The sequence below is a fragment of the Flintibacter sp. P01028 genome (assembly GCF_041925235.1).
Taxonomy (GTDB): Bacteria; Bacillota; Clostridia; order Oscillospirales; family Oscillospiraceae; genus Lawsonibacter; species Lawsonibacter aceti.
Genome location: NZ_JBHEVC010000002.1, coordinates 38,442 through 57,977, shown reverse-complemented (window position 1 = coordinate 57,977; position 19,536 = coordinate 38,442). Strand labels below are relative to the sequence as shown.

The window sequence follows — 19,536 nt, the reverse complement described above, 5'->3', positions numbered from 1 at the left end:
CCGGCGGAAACACAGAAAAACCTAAGAAGTAGTCCATACAATAGTTGAATAAAATTTTTAGATGCAATAAAAAAGACGCCGAAGCAAGACTTACTTACTTCGACGTAAAAAATAGTTAAAATTGATATTGCTGCTCAATAAAATAAGAGCGCCACAAATCGGCGGCCCTAAAGCACCTCAACAACCAAGAGTTCTATCTGAAGATGAGAAGCAACTATTTAGGTGCGCTTTGACTTTAAAAAAGTCGGAGCAAGCCATTATAGCTTGCTCCGACGTGGTACGGCTGAAGGGATTCGAACCCCCGACCTACTGGTTCGTAGCCAGTCACTCTATCCAACTGAGCTACAGCCGCATACCGCAAAGAGGATTTCCTCTTGACAGCTTGGTTATTATAGCACAGTCAGATTTAAAATGCAACCATTTTATTCAAATTTTTTGACTAATTTCTTTTTTTCTTTACACTCATAATTTTTTCTTCCAAATTACCTTGGCCTTCGGAATTATTTTTAAAATAAAGCGGCCCCACGGCGTTTGCCGTGGGGCCGCCCTGCTTATCAAACAGAGGATCAGCCACCGAATACCTTGATCATAAAGCCAGCAGCGCAAGCGGAGCCGATAACACCGGCCACGTTGGGGCCCATAGCGTGCATGAGCAGGAAGTTCGTGGGATTCTCCTTCTGGCCGACGACCTGGGAAACACGGGCGGCCATAGGCACCGCAGATACACCAGCGGAGCCAATCAAGGGGTTGACTTTACCGCCAGTCAGGACATACATCAAGTCTCCCAGCAACAGACCGCCAGCGGTAGACAGCAGGAAGGCAGTCAAGCCCAGAGCAACGATACCCAGAGTCTGGGGAGTCAGGAACTGATCAGCAGTGGCTTTAAAGCCCACAGACAGTCCCAGAGGAATGGTCACGATGTTGATCAGAGCATTCTGAGCAGTATCGGACAGGCGCTCGGTGACGCCGCACTCACGGAACAAGTTACCCAGCATCAGCATACCGATCAGAGGAGCTGTATCGGGGATCAACAGCACCACGAAGATGGTTACAGCGATGGGGAAGATAATCTTCTCCGTCTTGGAAACCACACGAAGCTGGCTCATCTTGACCTGACGCATCTTCTTGGTGGTCATCAGCTTCATCAGCGGAGGCTGGATCAGAGGTATCAGAGCCATGTAGGAATAAGCCGCAATGGCAATCGCCGGCAGTAGATTCACAGACAGCTTCGACGCCGTCAGAATGGCCGTCGGGCCATCAGCACCGCCGATCACGCCGATAGCGGCCGCGTCAGCGGGAGTAAAGCTGATCAGGCCGTTGGTAATGGGACCCAGAGCCAAAGCCATCAGGAAGGCCGCAAAGATACCCAACTGGGCGGCGGCGCCCAGCATCAGAGATACGGGGTTGGCCAGCAGAGGGCCAAAATCCGTCATAGCGCCAATACCCATAAAGATAATGGATGGGTATATGGCGTATTGGACGCCCTGATAGAGCACCCACATAAAGCCCACCGTTCCGCTGTGGGTGGCGGCATCATAGACGGGCTCGTTGAACAGCCCGGTGACCGGCAGGTTAGCCAGCAGCATACCAAAGGCGATGGGAACCAGCAACAAAGGCTCGAAGCCCTTGCCAATGCCCATATATAGCAGGACACAGGCAATAAACAGCATGAGCGCGGTTTTCCAATCCAGAGCGGCAAAGCCAGAACCCTGCATGATCTTAGTCAAAACTTCCGTTACAAAATTCATACTTTACCCCTCCTTTCAACCGATGGTGACCAACAGGTCATCGGTATTGACAGCGGTACCCACCACAGCGGAAACGGACTTGACGGTGCCGTCCGCAGGGGCGGAAACTTCGATTTCCATCTTCATGGCCTCCAGAACCACCAGGACATCGCCTGCCTTTACGGACTGGCCTACGGAGCACTCTACCTTAAAGATGTTGCCGGGCATAGGGCTCTTGACCGCTGTCTCACCAGCCGCCACCGCAACGGGGGCGGCTGCGGTCGGAACCGCGGCCGGAGCAGGCGTAGCGGCGGGAGCAGGGGCGGCAGCCACAGGGGCAGCCGCGGCAGGAGCCGCAGGGGCGGCGGCAATATTGGTGATGCGGAAGGAGTTGGGCGCCATCCCGGACTCCTCAGCAACCGCAGCCATCATAACCGCAACCAGCTCACCCTCATCCACAGCCGGTGCGGCAGGCGCAGCCGCAGGGGCGGGCGCAGGGGCGGGCGCGGGGGCGGCTTTCTTTTGCGGAGCGGGAGCGGCAGACTTTCCCTCGATGGCGTTCACGATCTTGGAAATAACCATGATAACCAGCATCAGGATGGCCAGCATCAGGAATACCACAAGCAGACCACAAACGGCGACCATTAGCGCCTCCGGGACTGAAAGCGGTTCAAATGGATTCAGGATTGCGATATCTGCATTAGGCATAGATCATAGTCCTCCCTTAACCCAGAGTGACCAGCAGATCGTCCGTATTGACAGCGGTGCCTACCACAGCAGAAACAGCCTTGACCGTACCATCCACAGGTGCGGAAACCTCAATTTCCATCTTCATGGCCTCCAGAACCACCAGGACATCGCCTGCCTTCACGGACTGGCCCACAGAGCACTCCACCTTAAAAATGTTGCCAGGCATGGGGCTCTTGACTGCCGTCTCACCGGCGGCCACGGTGGCGGCAGGAGCCGCAGCGGGAGCAGGCGCTGGGGCGGGAGCGGGAGCGGCGGCAGGAGCAGCCACAGGGGCGGCCACGGGAGCGGCAGCCACAGGGGCGGCGGCAGGAGCAACGGCCGCGGGAGCGGCGGCGCCAGTTTTCTCCACGGTCACGCTGTAAACCTTGCCGTTCACTGTAACGTTGTAGTTCATAGCTTGTTTTCCCCTTTACAATTTATTAATCGGCCGCTTAAATACTGACACGGGTATTTCTACTCCAGTATTCACGGCTTATGGTTCTCTCCCGCCTGTTTTAGAGGCGGGAGAGAACTTAAAATCGTGGATATTATACCAGTTTTATCCGTCTTATGTCAAGGTCCGGGTAAATGAGATAAAAATATCTATATAGAAACTTTACAGCACGTCGGCAAATGCCTGGATCGCGGTGCTGGCCTGGCCAAAGTCCCGCATCTGCTGGTCCACACCCAGCTTGATGTGGGGGATGCCCGCCCCATCCAGAGCTTTCTTCAGGTAGGGATACTCCATCTCCTCGGGGTCGCAGAACTGCTGCATGAACAGGACCAGACCCTGAGCGCCGGAGTCCTTGACCAGCTTGACCACAAACTCGCCACGGCGGTTCTGGTTAGAGTGCTCATCGTACAGCAGCACGTCGTAGTCCTGATCAGCGAACTGCTGGGCCAGCGCCATCATGGGGTCGCCGGTCTCAGCAGCGTCCACCAGACAGGGACGGCTCTCATGGGCCACATCGTCGGCGACAATGGCGATCTTATTGTCGTCAAAGATTTGCAACAGCTTGGGGTTGTCGCAGATGATGCCGGAGGTGACCACCTTCTTACCCTTCCAGTTGCAGGCGGGCAGCTTGGACAGCTCCGCGTTCAGCCGCTCCAGCAGATCGGTGTGCTCATCCTTCAGCATGAACCAAGAGGAGCGGAAGACTGCGGAACGGTTGACAGCGGAGATTACATCAGGGTGCTGGCCGGCCAGCTTGGCAAACTCCCTGCGGGCGGCCCGGCTGCGGTTATACACCTTGATAGCATTCCGCAACGCCTCGTCCGTAATAGGAGCGCCGGAGATCTTCTCTAACTCGTTCTTCACATGAGTGTACTGGTCCACGCAGAACTGCAGACCGAAAGCGGGCTTGCGGTGCTGAGGGTGGGCCAGGAAAATGCAGGGCAGCTTGCCCTCCATAGCCACCCGGAAGTTCTGGCTCATGGGGCGCAGGGTGTCACAAATGGTGGGGGTAATCAGGCCGTCCAGGTCGTCCAGTGTGCCATCCAGCAGCATCTCCAGCGCCAACTGGGCGATGGTGCAGTAGAAGGTGGCACAATACTCCTTGGCCTGGGCGATGGTCTTGCTGTTGCTGCCCCAGATGCCCATGGGCACCATCCCAGCGGCATAGACCAGCTCCTCAGGGGCGTAATAGGGCAGGACGCCGATGACCTTCTTACCCTGCTCCTTATAGGCCTTGATCCGACGATAGGGGTGGTCGGAGGCCTCCTTAAACTGATTCAGCAGTACCTCGATGCTCATTTCTCAGCAGCCTCCTTCGCAGCTTTGTTAGCCTCCATGGCCTCTACCAGGCCCTGGACACGGGTCTCATACTGGGCCTCGTTGAAGTTACGGGGATCGGCCTGGTCGCCGTCAAAGCCGGCGCAGGGCACACCCAGATCCTTAGTAAAGCGGCGCTGCATCTCGGCCATGTAACCGGACCAGGGCTTGCAGGAACGGTTATAGTGGACCAGCACGCCGTCCACCTTGTTGTCCCGGCAGATGCCCTCACGCCAATCCACGCCCTGCTCGATACACACAGAGTTGGGGGCCTTGCAGTAGGCGCGGACCATCTCGTCCATGTTATTGTACACGAAGCCGAAAGCGGGGGCGTACACAACGGCGGTGACGTTGACGCCATGCTCCTTCAAGGGCTTGAACAGGGAGGGCAGCTTGGGCCAGCAGGGGATGCCCTCGAACATGACGCGGTACTGCTCCGGGAAGGGCGTTGTAGACTTACCCTCCTTGATGGCCTCATCCAAATCGCGGGAGAGCTGCTCAAAAGCCTCGGCAGCCTCCACACGGCCGCGGGCGGTCACAACGTCGGCCATGTGGTTGAACAGGTCGAAGCCGGAGTAAGGAGCGGGCTTGTACTGCAGATAGTCGCACACCTTCAGCCAGGCCTTGGCGGTCCGATTGGCGTTGGCGCAGGCTTCGTCAAACTTCTTCTCGTCAAACTTTTTGCCGGTCAGCTTCTCCAGATCGTGAATAGCGTTGTCAAACTGGCCGCGGATATAGGCCACATAGGTATCGTCTACTTCTACCGTATTGTTATAGGGGATATCGATCATGATCAGTGGGATATCGCACATACGGGCAATATTCTCATACCACTTGGTCATGCAGTTGCAGATGTTGTTGCAGCACAGCACAAAGTCGGGCTGAGGCATGCGCATCTGGCGGTAAGGCTTGATGGCCTCCCGGCGGAAGTTCTTATAGGCGATCTCCTTCTCGGTGGTTTCAGGCAGAGCCTCGATCTCATAGATGTCATCCAGCACGGTGTAAGGCTGCATGGTTTTGGGATCCTTCTTGGGCTTGCCAGTCTCAGGGTCGATGACCACCTTGCCGTTCTCGTCCTTCAGGGGCTTTCCGCTGTTGGGGTTGATGACAAACTCCAGCGTTTCAGGGTCAAATTTGCGGCTGGCGCGCTTGCCGGCGGCATAGGCCAGGCTAATACGGGCGTAGCCGCAGATGTCGTTGTCAAAACCCAGGTCCTCGGCGGCCTGACACATAATCTCGCCGTCCCGGTTGGCGGCGATACCGGCGGCCTGGTTTTCAGGGTACATTACGTTCAGGTCAAAGGCGGCGGCCAGCTCACAGGGGAACTTGGAGCTGGACCAGCCCACCAGCTTGCCCTCTTTCTTGGCCACACGGGCGTCGGCGTAGACGTCCTCAACGACCTTACGCAGAGCCTTTACGCCAGGACTTACTTCTTTAGCCATTGTAAATTCCTCCTTACCGGAAAATCAATTTTGCGATCGGCCGCCGAGACAGCGGCCATACTGCGTTACTTCTCTTTGAATGCGCCAATTCCGGCGATCACCAGACCGATGACCGCTATCAAAACCGCAAACTCTCCCCTGCTCATCAGGTCTCCCACAATTGGGAGCCATATCTCCGACAGCAGTAAGACCAGCGCAAACAAAATCAGCGCGATTCCAAAGAAGATCTGTTTCATCCCTTCTGCTCCTTCAGATACTTCTGATAGGCAAACAGGGCGGCGCCCAGGGCGCCGTTATACTGGGTCAGAGGCGAGGTATGGATGGTGTGGCCCAGCTGCTCCTCCAGAGCACTGACGATGCCGATGTTCTGGGCCACGCCTCCGGTCATAACTACCTGGTCCCTAATGCCCACCCGGTGGGCCAAACCGGCCACCCGGTTGGCCACAGAGTGGTGGATGCCGTTGATGATATCCCGCTTATCCGTGTCCTGAGCCAGTTGGCTGATGACCTCACTCTCGGCGAAAACCGTGCAGGTGGAGCTGATGCCCACGTTTTTGGTGGACTGGGCGCCCAGAGTGCCCAAATCCTCCACCTTCACCTCCAGCACTCGGGCCATGACGTCCAAGAACCGGCCGGTGCCAGCGGCGCACTTGTCATTCATAACGAAGTTGGTCATCACGCCGTTCTCAATCTGGAGGACCTTTACATCCTGGCCGCCGATGTCGATAACCGTGCGGACCTCAGGGAAAAGGAAGGAGGCCCCTTTGGCGTGGCAGCTCAACTCGCTCATCTGTTGATCGGCAAACTCCTCCAGGGAGTTGCGGCCATAGCCGGTAGCCAGGATATAGCTCATCTCCTCCCGTGCCTTGCCCGCGTTCTCCAGCACCTGGGAGATAGCCCGCTGGGGCCCGCTGGTGCCGGCACCCACGGGAATCAGGGACTTGGCGACGATGTCTTTGCCATCGGCCAGCATAATGCATTTGGAAGCGGTGGAACCGATATCGATCCCAAGGGTATAGATACTCATACGGTCAATTTCTCCTTGTATTGCTTAGATCGGCCGGATCGCAGCGCGGCAAAAAGGCCGCTCCCCCATCGATCCCATCCACACCCGCATCCGGGGACCTGCCGGCTGGGCAGCTCCCCGGCCGGATGATAGCGCAGGTGTCAGATCACCGGTGGCCCTCGTCGTAGTCCTTGATGGTCCGGGGCAGCAGCATCTGGTGGAATGGGCAAATGCTCTCAGGATTCTGATAGCAGGAGTCGGTGAAGGCCACGATGTAGTTGCGCATCATGGGCAGGTCCACCACCTCGTCCACCAGACCGGCCTGGGCGCAGAACAGGGGCTTGGACTTGACATCGTAGTCGTCGATCAAGGCGTTCATCTTGTCGATGGTGGGCTGCAGATCCTTGCCCGCCTTCTGGTCCTTGGCCAGACGGCCGGTGTACATGGCGTTGGCGGCGGTCTTGCCGTTCATGACGTTGATCTCGGTGGCGGCGGTGCCCAGGGAGAAGGCGTTGTTGTCGTTGCCCTGGGGCCCACCCAGGACATAGTGGGCGGCGGCGGTGCCGCGGCGCAGGGTAATCTCCATCATGGGCAGCTTGCTGCTCTGGATGGAGTAGATCAGGGACTGGCCCAGGCCCAGCAGCTCGGCCACCTCGGCGTCGTCACCCACGTCGATGCCGGTGGTATCCTGAATCCAGATCATAGGCAGGCGGTCACGGGCACACAGGGTGACAAACTCGTTCATCTTGATCAGCCCCTGGCGGTACAGCTTGCCGCCCGCGCCCATAGACTGGCCGTATTTGGCCACTTTATACTCAGGGTAGTTGGGGAACACGCCCTGCTGATTGGCCACCACGCCCACCAGTAGGCCGTCCACCTTGGCGATGCCGGTGATCATCTCGGGGCCGTAGCCCTTCTTGTACTCCATGAACTGGCTGCCGTCAAACAGGCGGCCGATGACAGAGTACATATCATAGGGACGGTTCTTGTTGTTCAGCACCAGGTCGTACAGCTCGATATCGGACATGGCGGGGGACTGGGGCGCGTCCACACGGAAGAACTCCAGGTCGAAGGTGGGCAGCATATCCACATACTTCTTGATACCGGCGATGACCCCCTCCTGATCGGCGTACACCTCGCGGAAGAAGCCGGTCTGACCGTAGTGGATGGAGACGGATCCGGGAGGATCGGCACGCAGGCCCTTGGTGGCCTCGATCTGGGCCAGAGCGGCCTCCATATCCACATGGGGCTTGGGATTCATGCCGCCTACGATACCGGCGCCGCCTACGGCCATATTGGCCTTCTCATGGGCGATCAACACGGTGGGAGAGATGGAGTGGTAGCCGCCGCCGGCGGGGTTGGTGCCGTGAATGCCTACGATAACGGGAATACCCATCTGGTTCAGCTCAGAGTTGCGGTAGAAGGGGGTGCCGCCGCCCCGGCGGTTGGGGTACACCTTCTCCTGCTTGTCCAGCTCCACACCAGCGCACTCCAGCAGATAGATCAGAGGGATGCGCAGCCGCTTGGCAGTATCAGAGCCACGGAGCAGGTTATCCGCCTGACCGGGAACCCAGGTACCGGCGTGCTTCTTGTTATCGGAAGCGATGATGCAGCACCACTTGCCGTTGACCCGGCCCAGGCCCTTTACGATGGAGGTAGAGCCGTTTTTGTTGTGCTCGGGGTTGTACAGGCTGTTCAGGGGGCACCAGGTGCCGGCGTCCACCAGCAGCGCGACACGCTGCATAGCGGTGAGCTGTCCCTTGGCGTTCATGTCCTCGTCCGCCTTGCCGGCAGACAGGGCGTCTACAATATGGGCATGGATGTCGTCCTCGATGGCCCTCAGCTCGGCCACGTTCTCGGCGTTGACCTTAACAGGCTTGCCCACCACAGGCATGTTCTGGAAATAGCGGGGCATGGAATAGTTACCCAATGTAATTTCCTCCTTTTATATCGTATCATCTCTGATGCGCGCCGTGCCACCCAGGCGACCATAAATTGTATTGGGTCGCCGACGCCCCCGATCAACACTTGTGTCGGCGGCAGTACGGGCAGGGGAACACGGTCCGAAAGAAAGCATTTCTTCCCATCAGCAGCTTATTTTTTACTCCTTGGGAACCTTAATAAAGGCCTGACCGGGATCGATCTCCTCGCGGATGACCTTGATGATCTCGGGAGAGGGGCCCTCAAAGAGCTGGGCGCGGGACACATCCACCTCGAAGCCGGTGTTCTCCTGAACCATCTCAGGGGAGGAGAAGGGATAGTAGTAGGCCAGGTACATCCGCTTGGTCTCCTCATCGAACTTCATAATGCCCAGATCGGTGACCACCATCTGGGGGCCGCGGTTGCCAGGCAGGCCGGCGCGCTCGCGGCCGCCGGGGCCATCCATCCAGCCGCAGGAGGTAATGTAGTCGATCTTCTCCATAAAGCGGCGCTTCTGGTGCTGCATCATGATAATGGTGTTGCAGTAGGTGGCGATGCCGTTGGCGCCGCCGGAGCCGGTAAACCGGGTCTGGGGCTTGATGTAGTCACCCTTGCCGTAGATACAGGTGGAGTTCACATTGCCATAGGGGTCGATCTGGGCGCCGCCGATAAAGGCGATGAGCCGGTCCTCGTCGTGGAGCCACTCGTTGGCCTCAAACCCGATGAAGCGCACGTTGGGCCACTGGACAGCGCAGTGAGCCATAAAGCGGTTGTCACCCACAGAGCGGGGGACCTCCACAGGGGAACAGTCCATCAGCCCGCTCTCCACGATGGGGTGGCAGGAGGGGCATACCACCCGCTTGGCAAGGGAGGCGCCGATCAGTGGAAGACCGGTGCCCACAATGACGATCTGGTTCTCTTTGATGTTCTTGGCGATGGCGTAAGCCTGCATCTCCTGCTTGGTATACTTGGTATAATCAGCCATGTCTATGTACCTCCCTGTTCTTAGTGTCTGGTGGAGTAGCCCAGATGGGGCTCGTTCTTCAACCGCATCAAACGGGAACCGCCCACCTTATCCAGCAACTCATCGTGGTCCTTGACGGAGTAAACCCACTTGTCTACATAGTCCTTAAAGGTCTCAGGGATGGCGATGCCGGCGGCGGCATCGTCAGCGGCCTTCTTGGCCTTGGCGGCAGCCTCGGCCAGCTTCTCATCCTCAGGCTTGGCGGCGGCGGCCTTCTCAGCCTTGGCGGCGGCCTTGGCCAGCTGGGCCTTGGCATCCTCGGCATCCTGGTACTTAGATGCCTTGTCATACTCCTTCAAAGCATGGGAGTCGTTGTCATAGTAGTTATAGCACTGAGAGGGCCAGGCTCCATAAGGGGCGTGGACTACGGCGGAGACACATTCACCGAAGATACGGGTCAGAGTGGGGTCGCGGCGGATATACTCGTCGCTGACCAGCTCCTCACAGGTGACAATGACCTTGCGGGCAGCCACGGCGATATCCACATCGTGGAACTCGTCGCCCTCGACGATACAGGTGCCGTCGGGGCTGGCCTTCTGCACGTGGATGATGGCGGTGTCCAGCTTGGGCACAGGGACGGCCACCACCTTCTCGCCAGGCTTGAAGGGATTTTCGATCTCGACGCACTTCAGGTCGTCTACCTTGTCCATGGTCTTGCGCTGCTCCTCGCTGATGCCCCAGTATTTCATCAGGCCGGAGCCCTGCATCAGACGGACAGGCAGGAAGGGCAGGCCCAGGGAGGCGGCGTGGAGCTGGAGCATCAGGACGTCCTGGGAATAGTCCTCATAGGTCAGTTCGCCCTTCTCGATGGCAGCACGGAAACGACGGGAGACATTGGTATAGCCGGAGTTGGCGGTGTAGCAGTTGATGTACGCTTTGACGCGGCCCTCGCCAATCATCATATCCCAATCACCGCCGGCGGGGCCGGCCCAGACAGTAAAGTCCTTCTGACCCTGGCGCAGGATCTCACTCACAGCGGCATAGGGCTTGCGGTTGGTGGTGAAGCCGCCGAAGCAGATACAATCTCCGTTCTCGACGAATTTCGCCACGGCGTCATGCAAGGAATACACTTTGTTCATGGTAAAACCCCCATTACAAAAGATTTTTTCATTCGCTTCTTTTTCTCAAATTTTCAAGGTACTGATATGCGCTCTATATCGGCTATTATTTTAACACAACTGACACAAGAGGTCTATCTTTAATTTATCAAAAAGTTTGCATATCTTCGCCTGCTGTGCTATAATGCTCCTGGCCCTCTCCCCCACGCCGGCCGGGGGGGCCTTCCAGGGGCGCTTTGCCCTGAGAAATGAGCCATACAAACGGAGGTTTGCCGTATGACCAATGTGGAGTTTCATCTGCAGCTCAACCACAACGACACCTGGAACATGAGCCGGCTCCATTTTCATGACCACTTCGAACTCCTCCTCCCTCTGACCAGCCCCGGCAACATCTTTGTCAACGACCAGGTGTACCCCCTTCGCCGGGGCACCCTGTACCTCATTGGGGAGAACACCCTCCACCGGACCATGGCCACCGGGGCGCACGCCAGGTATGTCCTCCACATCAGCCGTAAATCCCTGATGCAACTGTCCACCGTTCAAACCGATTTCACCCAGCTCACCCACGACTCCTTCCGCCGGGCTAACCTGAACGGTATGCAGATGACCGAGATCATCGAGCTGTTCCAGGCCTTGGAGCGCAATAAAAACGACGGTTCCTTCGGCAGCGACATCCATCAGATGGTGGCCCTGCTCAATCTGCTGATTCGGGTAGCTCCTACCTTGAATGCCGCCACTGCCGGAGAGGCCATCCACAACAAGGACTTCCTCCGGGTGGCCCCCATTCTAGATTATATCCGGGACAACCTGTCCGAGCCCCTGTCCCTGGATCAGATCGCCAGCCAGTTTTTCATCAGCAAACACTATCTATGCCGCGTCTTCAAGGCGGCCACTGGCTTCTCCGTAATGGAATATATCATCTACAGCCGGGTACTGCGGGCCCGCCAGCTTCTCCAGGAGGGCACCAGCGTCCAGCAGGCCGGCGAGTTGTCCGGCTTCTCAGACAACTCTCATTTCATCCGCACCTTTGGCCATCTCACCGGGGTCACGCCCGGCCGGTATGCCAAGGAGTATCAGAGCAGCGATCAGATCCTGCTCCGTGAAAATCTGAAGCATAGATAGGGACAGGCCCCTTTTTTTCCCGATTTTCCCAGATGAGGCCCCCACTACGGGTCAACATCTGCAAATCAGCTTCTTCTCTTCCTTTTGTCTATTTTGACCGGATATACCAAAGGGCGCTGTGTGCCACGGCACACAGCGCCCTTTCTTTTTCAATCCCTTGGCCTTCGATAGAACTTCCCGTGGACCCGCTCAGTCCGGATGACATTGACAAAGGCTTTGGGGTCGGCCTGACGTACCTTACGGACCAGGCCCTTGCTTTCTCCCACGCTGACCACCGTATAGATCATAACGCAGGGCTCCCCATTGTACAGGCCAACCCCCTCGATCAAAGTAGCGGTATGGTGGGTATCCTGTATCTGGGCACACACGCCCCCCACCGTTTCCCGTCCCGTGACGATAAACAGGGTGGCCCGGCCGCTGTCCGGGTCCAGCAGACGGATGGTCTGAGTGCTGGTAAACTGGAAAATGATGGAATACAGGGCCCGCTCCCATCCGAAAAGCAGTCCGGCCACCGTCAGCATCACCGCATTGCCCGCCAGAATATAGTTCCAGGCATCGATATTCTTCCGTTCGGACAGGGCGATAGCAATAAAATCAGTACCTCCGCTGGTGGCTCTGGCCCGCAGGCAGAGGCTGACCGCGAAACCGGTGATCAAGCCGCCGAACACACAAATCAGCAGCAGGTCCTCTGTAATGGGGATGGTAGGCACCAGGTCAGTGAAAATGCTGACCAGGACAATACACTGACAGGAATAGAGGGTAAACTTCTTTCCCACAAACCTGAAGCTAATAGCGGCGGGCACCGCATTGAGCAGCAGATATACTGGCGAGAAGGGGATGTCTACTCCCCAAAACTCCCAAGCCGCGCGCTGGGTCAGACGGGCAAGCCCCGTAAAGCCGCCGGGAAACAGGTCGCCGGCCTGGACAAAGCTTTTCATATTGACGGCGATGATAAGCGACGCCAGCGTCACCAGGACCAGGCGGAACAGGATATCTCTGACAGGGGACCGCACCGCTTTTTCCGACATAGCCGCTTCCTCCATATTACTGGTCTATTTCACATCGGCCAATACGTCCAGGTTCTTCATAAAGTATTCCACGCCGGAATAGATGGTAGCCAGCACGATGACAGCCACACAGATATTGTTGACCAAGGGGGCGATGGGCAACAGCATCAGCACGATGCACACCATAGTGGAGGCGGTCTTTACCTTGCCGGACCAGCCGGCGGCGATGACTCTGCCTTTGTCAGCGGCCACCATACGCAGGCCAGACACCCCGAATTCCCGGATGATGACCACCAGCAGCGCCCAGCCGGGCATCTGGCCAATCTCTACAAACCAGAGCATGGCGGCGGTGACCAGACATTTGTCCGCCAGAGGGTCCATAAACTTTCCAAAGTCAGTGGTCTGGTTATAGTGGCGAGCGATATAGCCGTCCAGGGTATCGGTGAGGCTGGCAATCACAAAAATGGCCAAGGCCCAATAGTTCGCCCCAGGCACATCCAGATAGAGGACCAGCAGGAACAGCGGGATCATAACGACCCGCAGCAAAGTCAGCTTGTTGGCGGTATTCATCTTATCGTTTCTCCTCTTTTTCCGGAACATACTCTATCAATGTCCTCGAATTGGTCATCCAGGTAAGCGCAGAGGTATTCAATTACGCGGGATTCCACATAGACCTTTTTCCGTGTGTATAGTCTCCAGATCAGACACCTCAGCCGCTTTATCTTTTCTAATGACATATTTTTTCAGGCCCTTTTGTTTCAAGAGCTGGAACAGCTTATTATCGAGCAAGGACACCCAGATCACATATATGTTATCATAGCACATTATCAGCACTGGACAAAGCTGGATTCAACATAAAATCTCACTTTGATTCTGCGTCAGCCAAAATCACGCTTCATCCAGCGCCGCGTTTGTATCAGTCCTCAATTTCGCCGGTCAAATCTCCATCAGACACGCCGGTGATACGCACCTTGACAAATTCCCCCGCGGGCACCAGCCCGGCGGCGGTAAAATACACATGGCCGTCGATATCCACCGAGTCGGCATAGGTGCGCCCGACGTAACAGCCGGCCTGACTGTCAAAGCCCTCGCACAGCACTTCCATCACTGTTCCCAGGCGTTCTTCGTTGTACGAGTCCATGATCCGGGACTGGAGGTCCACCACCAGCTCTACCCGGCGGGCGGCTACCTCTCCATCCACCTGGTCCTCCATGGCGGCGGCCAGAGTGCCTTCCTCGGGGGAGAACTGAAACACACCGGCCCGCTGGATCTTTTCCTCCCGCAGGAAAGCACACAGCTCCTCGAACTCCTCCTCCCCCTCTCCAGGCAGGCCGCAGATCAGGGAAGTACGGATGACCACGTCCGGCATCGCCGCCCGCAGCTTGGCGAAGAGGGCCCGTATCTCCGCCTTGGTGTTTCGGCGGCGCATGGCCTTCAAAATGTTGTCGTTGCAGTGCTGGATGGGGATGTCCAGATAGTGGAGTATCTTGGGTTCAGAGGCGATGACCTGGATAAGCTCGTCGGTGACGGCCTCAGGATAGAGGTAGTGGAGTCGGATCCAGTGGAAGTCCAGCCGGCACAGCTCCTTCAACAGCTGGGCCAAAGTGGCTTTCTCCTCCAGGTCCAGGCCATACCGGGTAATGTCCTGGGCAATGACGATGAGCTCCTTCACCCCGGAGGCGGCCAGCTTTTTGGCCTCAGCCACCAACGACGCTACGGTACGGCTGCGATAGCGACCACGGAGTTTCGGGATGATACAGAAGGCACAGCCATTGCTGCACCCCTCGGCGATCTTTAGATAGGCGGTGTAAGGGGGCGTGGTGACAATGCGCTCGCCGTCCTCATAAGTGCGGTGGATGTTGCCAAAGTGCTCCGCCTTCTCCCCCTCCATCAGTTCCTCTACGGCGGCCACCACGTCGCTGTAGCTGCCGGTGCCCAGCATCCCATCCACTTCGGGCAGCTCGGCACGGATATCGTCGGGGTACCGCTGACTCAGACAGCCCGCCACTAACAGCTTCTTCAGCTTACCCTGGTCCTTCAGTTGAGCCAGCTCCAGGATGTTGTCAATGGCCTCGCTCTTGGCAGACTCGATGAAGCCGCAGGTATTGAGGACGGCCACATCGGCCCCCTCTGGATCGCCGGTGACGATGTGGCCCGCCTGGCGGCACAGGGCCATCATCTGCTCGGTATTCACCAGATTCTTGGCGCAGCCCAGAGACACAAACGCTACTTTATAAGTCATAGGATCGCTCCGTTTATCATTTATTTCCCCCGCCAGGCAGGGTCATCTGTAATTCCCAGAAGATAATCTGTGGAGACATGAAAATAGCAGGAAAGAGCAACCAATTTATCAATGGTCGTTCCCCGCGCTCCGCTCTCTATCGTACTAATCGCTTTGTGTGAGAGCCCAATCGCTTCTCCCAGTTCCTTTTGATTCAGGCCCGCCCGTTTTCTCAATGCAAGCAAACGGCTGCCGAACACATTTGAATTTGTCATAAATGCTCCTTGACATTTACCTTTTAGTAGACTATAATCTACTCAAAGGTAAGAAAGGGTGTTTTATTTATGTACGATTATATCTCCGCGCTCTGCCTGGGCGAAAGCCTGCGGGATCCCCCGGTCAACCCCCTTGAGAACATACCGTCCAGCCTGAAGAAGCAGTTGGAGGGCATCGCTCCGGCTATGGGCGAGCAGTTCAACCAAGAGTTCCTGCGGCAGCTTCGGCTGGTCCTCACCCGCACGGAGCTCAAGAGCTACCGGGACGGCTTTCAGACCGGGGCCCAGCTGATGCTCTCCATGCTGGAGGACTGCTGCAGCTAGTCCAGCTCCACCTCCGCCCCGCAGCGCCCCAGGGCCTCGTTGATCTCGCTCCAGTGGTAGCCCCGGCGGGCCAGGGCGTCAGACAGCTTCTTCAGCTCCTGACGGTCAGGCGTCCTGCCCCCCAGCTTTTTGGTCAGGAAGGCGTCGATGGCCGTGGAGGAGTCCTGCGCCTGGTCGAGGGCATCCTCCCACAGCTCCCTTGGGACGCCCCGGCAATACAGCTCGTCCCGCAGCTTCCGCTCCCCGTATCCCTTAGCGGAGTAGTAGCGGACTACTTGGGCAGCGTAAGCCGCGTCGTCCAGGTAGCCCAGCTCCGCCATCCGTTCACAGATGGCGGCGGCCTCCTCCTGGGTGGCCTCCCACTGGGACAGCTTTCGCTCCAGTTCCTTTCGGGACTGGGGCTTTCTTGCCAGCAGGGACAGTGCCTTCTCCTTCAGGCCGCTCCGGTGGAGAGAGGCCATCAGTCCCTCGGCCTCCTCCTCGGTCAGCTCCTTCCCGGCGCAGAGGGCAAAATCAATGATTTCGTTCTCCCCCAGACGCAGGATGGAGCCGTCCTCCAGCACAGCCAGCCACCGGCCCTGGACCCGCTTGGAGGGCTTCAACTCCTGGATGACCACTTAGTCCTCTCCATCCTCGAAATCGTCCGCAGCCACATCCACCGCCCGCCCGGCGGCCCTGGCGGCAATCTGGGCCTGCTTGCTCATCAGCTTGAAGGCGTTGGCCCGTACCTGGGCCTCAATGTCCTCGGCCAGCTCCGGGTGGTCCTGGAGATACTGTTTCACCGCGTCCCGGCCTTGCCCCAGGCGCAGCTCACCCATGGCAAACCAGGAGCCGGACTTCTGGACGATATCCAGCTTGACCGCCAGGTCCACCAGCTCGCCCCACTTGGAGATGCCCTCGCCGTAGAGGATGTCAAACTCCGCCTCCCGGAAGGGAGGCGCGACTTTATTCTTCACGATCTTGGCTCTGGTGCGGTTGCCGATGATCTCAGAACCGTTCTTCAGAGCCTCCACCCGCCGCACGTCGATACGCACTGAGGAGTAGAATTTCAGCGCCCGACCGCCGGTAGTCACCTCGGGGTTGCCGTACATGACCCCCACCTTTTCTCGGAGCTGATTGATGAAAATAACGATACAGTTGGTTTTGGAAATGGAGCCGGCCAGCTTACGCAGGGCCTGGCTCATCAGTCGGGCCAGTAAGCCCACATGGCTGTCCCCCATGTCCCCCTCGATCTCCGCCCGGGGCGTCAGAGCGGCCACGGAGTCCACCACCACCACGTCGATGGCTCCGGAGCGGACCAGAGCCTCGCAGATCTCCAATCCCTGCTCGCCGGTGTCCGGCTGGGAGATGAGCATGGAGTCGATGTCCACCCCCAAGGCCCTGGCATAGCCGGGATCCAAGGCGTGCTCCGCGTCGATAAAGGCCACCTCTCCCCCCCGTTTCTGAGCCTCGGCCACAATGTGGAGGGCCAGAGTGGTCTTACCGGAGGACTCCGGCCCGTAGATCTCGATGATGCGGCCCTTTGGAACGCCGCCAATGCCTAGGGCGATATCCAGGGACAGGGAGCCAGTAGGGATGGAGTCCACCACCACATCGGCATTCTCTCCCAGGCGCATGATAGAGCCCTTGCCATAAGCCCGCTCGATCTGGGCCATAGCGGTCTCCAGTGCCTTTTTCTTGTCAGACGCGGGAGTTGCCGACTCCACCACGGGTTTTTTAGCAGCCATGTACATCTTTCCTTTCTCGCCGGCGGCTCTCAGCCGCCGGCCTCTGTCTGTCCCATATATTACCCTTTTATCTATCCGATAAACGGTACTTTTTGTGGGGGGCGGCCCCTTGTTCTAGCTCAACTGTTGATGGTCCCCTCCACCACCCGCCAGATCCCCTGGGTATCGGCTGTGGTCTTAATGTCCTCAAAGCCGTTTCGGGCCAGGATCTCCTCCACCTCGGGTGCCTGGCCGATCCCCACCTCGAAGAGCAGGGTGCCTCCCAACCGGAGGGCGGATTTCCATTTGGCGGAAATGAAGCGGTAAAAGTCTAGCCCGTCTTCGCCGCCGTCCAGAGCCATATGGGGCTCGTAGTCCCGGACAGAGTGTTCCAGACCCAGAATGTCCGCGGTAGGTATGTAGGGGGGGTTACAGACGATGGCGTCAAAATCCCAGAGTGCGGAGCTGGGCGGCTCCATCGCGTTGACGGATAAGCAGGTGACTCTGGAGTTCAGGTCGTTGCGGCGGACATTCTGCTTGCACAGCCGCAGGGCTCCCTCGGACAGCTCCGCCAGCACCACCCGGCAGTTGGGCGCATTGGCGGCCACCGCCAGCCCCACACAGCCGCTCCCGGCGCATAGGTCCAGCACTCTGGCCCCCTCGCCGGCCTCCCGTGCCTTCAAAATCCCCCGCTCGGCCAGCACCTCGGTGTCCATCCGGGGGATAAGGACATCCTGGGAGATATTGAGCGGCAGGCCATAGAACTCCCACTCGCCGATGATATAGGCCACCGGCTCCCCAGCCAGACGGCGCTGGACCAGCTCCTCTACCCGGCGCTCCAGCTCGGCGGACACATAGAGGGACATATCTCGGTACAGCTGCTCACGGCTCTTGTCCGAGGCGTAGCACAGGATTTCTCTGGCCTCCAGCTGGGCCCCCTCCACTCCGGCCTTTTTCAGCCGGGCCCTAGTATCCAGAAACAGATTGTTATAGGTGGTGGCCATACTATCACCTTCCCCGTTTATTTGTATACGGACATAGGCGCACAGGGCTCCCGTTAACGGCCGGAGACGGCCTATCAAAACGGAGCCCGCTTTCCTTTGGCGCTACCAGGCGTCCTCCCCCTGCTTCTCCGGCAGGACCAGCTCCAGGGCCCGGATGCCCACCTCAATCATGGAGTCATCCGGCTCGAAGGTAGTGAAGTTCTGAAGCCACAGGCCGGGGGCGGTAAGGAGCTTGGTCACAGGTCCGTCATGGCGGCCTGCCCAACGATTAAACTCATAGCTGATGCCCACGATAAGGGGCAGCATCGCCAGGTGGGCAAGAAAGCGTAAAATGGCATTCTCCACCGGCCAGATGGCAAAAACTACTGTGGACACTAAAATGGAGACCGCGATGACCATAAACAGGAAGCTGGTACCGCAGCGCGGGTGGTGCCGCGGCTGTTTTCTCACGTTCTCCACCGTAAGGGGCAGCCCAGCCTCATAGCAGAAGATAGTCTTGTGCTCCGCCCCGTGGTAGGAGAATACCCGTTTCATCTCCTTCATCCGGGAGCACAGGGCCAGATAGCCCACAAAAATTACGATCTTCAACAGACTCTCCGCCACGTTCCGAACCAGCATAGACGGGGTAAAAAACCGGACCGCTGTGCCCAGCAGGGTGGGCAGCAGAAAAAACAGGGCAATGGACATCCCGATGCCCAAAATCACGGCCAAGGTAGTGAAGAACGCGGTGGCCTTCTCGCTGCCCAGCCTGTCGTTGAGCCAATTTTCAAATCTGGAGGGCTCTTCTTCCTCCCCGTCCTCAGGGTAGAAATCCGCCGAAAACATCAGGGCAGTCACTCCGTTGTACATGGAGTCGCAGAAGGTGACCACGCCGCGGATCAGGGGCAGCCCCAGGATGGGATATCGGTCCCGGATCAGCTTAATATCTTTCTCCTGTATCTCCAGCTCTCCGTCCGGCCGGCGGACCACCACAGACTGCTTTTTGGGGCCCCGCATCATGATGCCCTCAATCAGAGCCTGTCCACCGCACATGGTCTTAAAACCCTTTTGGCAAGCCCCTTGTCTTTCTTGTTCTGTCTGAATCGACATTTGATTCTCCTTATGTTGGCACTGATAGAATAGGTATATCCAACTATGTCCGGGGAGCTCCCGGCAGTTTCGCCCCCTGTTCTCCAGAGGTCTCACCGTCCCATTCTGAAT

The 19,536-nt window shown here is 57.8% G+C and carries 20 protein-coding genes and 1 tRNA gene; 2 read left to right on the top strand and 19 right to left on the bottom strand.

The genetic code is table 11. The annotated features are described in order from the left end of the window. Positions 1 to 275 precede the first annotated feature (275 nt). From ACEVJK_RS04465 to ACEVJK_RS04415, 11 genes are all read right to left on the bottom strand, one after another. Positions 276 to 352: transfer RNA gene (locus tag ACEVJK_RS04465), tRNA-Arg, on the bottom strand. Between the two features lie 214 nt (positions 353 to 566). Beyond that, the gene (locus ACEVJK_RS04460) at positions 567 to 1,748 is read right to left on the bottom strand and encodes a sodium ion-translocating decarboxylase subunit beta (protein WP_147571198.1); all 1,182 of its coding nucleotides are present in this window, start codon (positions 1,746 to 1,748) and stop codon (positions 567 to 569) included. A 15-nt stretch (positions 1,749 to 1,763) separates the two neighbouring features. Then, positions 1,764 to 2,435, bottom strand: coding sequence for an OadG family transporter subunit (locus ACEVJK_RS04455; protein ID WP_374740073.1), 672 nt, complete (start codon positions 2,433 to 2,435; stop codon positions 1,764 to 1,766). Between the two features lie 16 nt (positions 2,436 to 2,451). Beyond that, complete coding sequence (locus ACEVJK_RS04450; protein ID WP_147571200.1) at positions 2,452 to 2,871, bottom strand: biotin/lipoyl-containing protein; 420 nt, start codon at positions 2,869 to 2,871, stop codon at positions 2,452 to 2,454. A gap of 201 nt (positions 2,872 to 3,072) precedes the next feature. Next, positions 3,073 to 4,209 (bottom strand): (R)-2-hydroxyglutaryl-CoA dehydratase subunit beta, encoded by a 1,137-nt coding sequence (gene hgdB, locus ACEVJK_RS04445; protein WP_240287852.1) that lies wholly within the window; start codon positions 4,207 to 4,209, stop codon positions 3,073 to 3,075. After that, positions 4,206 to 5,669, bottom strand: coding sequence for a (R)-2-hydroxyglutaryl-CoA dehydratase subunit alpha (gene hgdA, locus ACEVJK_RS04440; protein ID WP_147571202.1), 1,464 nt, complete (start codon positions 5,667 to 5,669; stop codon positions 4,206 to 4,208). The genes hgdB and hgdA overlap by 4 nt, the downstream gene beginning before the upstream one ends. Positions 5,670 to 5,734: 65 nt before the next feature. Further along, on the bottom strand, positions 5,735 to 5,905 hold the full coding sequence (locus ACEVJK_RS04435; RefSeq protein ID WP_186852475.1) for a hypothetical protein: 171 nt from the start codon (positions 5,903 to 5,905) through the stop codon (positions 5,735 to 5,737). Then, positions 5,902 to 6,696, bottom strand: a complete 795-nt coding sequence (gene hgdC, locus ACEVJK_RS04430) for a (R)-2-hydroxyglutaryl-CoA dehydratase activase HgdC (protein ID WP_147571203.1) — start codon at positions 6,694 to 6,696, stop codon at positions 5,902 to 5,904. Before hgdC ends, ACEVJK_RS04435 begins: the two co-directional genes overlap by 4 nt. Positions 6,697 to 6,841: 145 nt before the next feature. Next, on the bottom strand, positions 6,842 to 8,590 hold the full coding sequence (locus ACEVJK_RS04425; protein WP_340405806.1) for a carboxyl transferase domain-containing protein: 1,749 nt from the start codon (positions 8,588 to 8,590) through the stop codon (positions 6,842 to 6,844). A gap of 186 nt (positions 8,591 to 8,776) precedes the next feature. Beyond that, complete coding sequence (gctB, locus tag ACEVJK_RS04420; RefSeq protein ID WP_147571205.1) at positions 8,777 to 9,580, bottom strand: glutaconate CoA-transferase subunit B; 804 nt, start codon at positions 9,578 to 9,580, stop codon at positions 8,777 to 8,779. A 20-nt stretch (positions 9,581 to 9,600) separates the two neighbouring features. After that, positions 9,601 to 10,698: a CoA transferase subunit A gene (locus tag ACEVJK_RS04415; protein ID WP_240287854.1), complete on the bottom strand. Its 1,098-nt coding sequence runs from the start codon at positions 10,696 to 10,698 to the stop codon at positions 9,601 to 9,603. Positions 10,699 to 10,953: 255 nt separating this feature from the next. Between ACEVJK_RS04415 and ACEVJK_RS04410 the strand changes: the two genes are divergently transcribed. Continuing rightward, entirely contained in the window at positions 10,954 to 11,799 is an 846-nt protein-coding gene (locus ACEVJK_RS04410) for an AraC family transcriptional regulator (RefSeq protein WP_147571207.1), read from the top strand. A 149-nt stretch (positions 11,800 to 11,948) separates the two neighbouring features. Here the strand turns inward: ACEVJK_RS04410 and ACEVJK_RS04405 are convergent, their stop codons facing one another. The 4 genes from ACEVJK_RS04405 to ACEVJK_RS04390 form a co-directional block, all read right to left on the bottom strand. Beyond that, positions 11,949 to 12,827 carry a YitT family protein gene (locus ACEVJK_RS04405; protein ID WP_147571208.1) on the bottom strand — a complete coding sequence of 293 codons (879 nt, stop codon included), beginning with the start codon at positions 12,825 to 12,827 and terminating at the stop codon, positions 11,949 to 11,951. A 24-nt stretch (positions 12,828 to 12,851) separates the two neighbouring features. Next, on the bottom strand, positions 12,852 to 13,376 hold the full coding sequence (pgsA, locus tag ACEVJK_RS04400) for a CDP-diacylglycerol--glycerol-3-phosphate 3-phosphatidyltransferase (RefSeq protein WP_374740071.1): 525 nt from the start codon (positions 13,374 to 13,376) through the stop codon (positions 12,852 to 12,854). Between the two features lie 346 nt (positions 13,377 to 13,722). Beyond that, a complete protein-coding gene (rimO, locus tag ACEVJK_RS04395) occupies positions 13,723 to 15,048 on the bottom strand; it encodes a 30S ribosomal protein S12 methylthiotransferase RimO (protein ID WP_147571210.1) in 1,326 nt (441 codons plus the stop codon). A 20-nt stretch (positions 15,049 to 15,068) separates the two neighbouring features. After that, a complete protein-coding gene (locus tag ACEVJK_RS04390; protein ID WP_147571211.1) occupies positions 15,069 to 15,302 on the bottom strand; it encodes a helix-turn-helix domain-containing protein in 234 nt (77 codons plus the stop codon). A 69-nt stretch (positions 15,303 to 15,371) separates the two neighbouring features. On the opposite strand from ACEVJK_RS04390, the gene ACEVJK_RS04385 reads away from it, so the two are divergent. Continuing rightward, positions 15,372 to 15,626, top strand: a complete 255-nt coding sequence (locus tag ACEVJK_RS04385) for a hypothetical protein (RefSeq protein WP_186852473.1) — start codon at positions 15,372 to 15,374, stop codon at positions 15,624 to 15,626. Here the strand turns inward: ACEVJK_RS04385 and ACEVJK_RS04380 are convergent. From ACEVJK_RS04380 to ACEVJK_RS04365, 4 genes are all read right to left on the bottom strand, one after another. Continuing rightward, positions 15,623 to 16,243, bottom strand: a complete 621-nt coding sequence (locus ACEVJK_RS04380) for a regulatory protein RecX (protein ID WP_147571212.1) — start codon at positions 16,241 to 16,243, stop codon at positions 15,623 to 15,625. The two genes, ACEVJK_RS04385 and ACEVJK_RS04380, sit on opposite strands and share 4 nt — an antisense overlap. Beyond that, positions 16,244 to 17,353 (bottom strand): recombinase RecA, encoded by a 1,110-nt coding sequence (gene recA / locus ACEVJK_RS04375; protein WP_186852472.1) that lies wholly within the window; start codon positions 17,351 to 17,353, stop codon positions 16,244 to 16,246. It lies immediately after the preceding gene. Between the two features lie 119 nt (positions 17,354 to 17,472). Continuing rightward, positions 17,473 to 18,336 (bottom strand): peptide chain release factor N(5)-glutamine methyltransferase, encoded by an 864-nt coding sequence (gene prmC, locus ACEVJK_RS04370; protein ID WP_147571214.1) that lies wholly within the window; start codon positions 18,334 to 18,336, stop codon positions 17,473 to 17,475. Positions 18,337 to 18,438: 102 nt separating this feature from the next. Then, entirely contained in the window at positions 18,439 to 19,425 is a 987-nt protein-coding gene (locus tag ACEVJK_RS04365; protein ID WP_340405653.1) for a DUF1385 domain-containing protein, read from the bottom strand. Between the last annotated feature and the right edge of the window lie 111 nt (positions 19,426 to 19,536).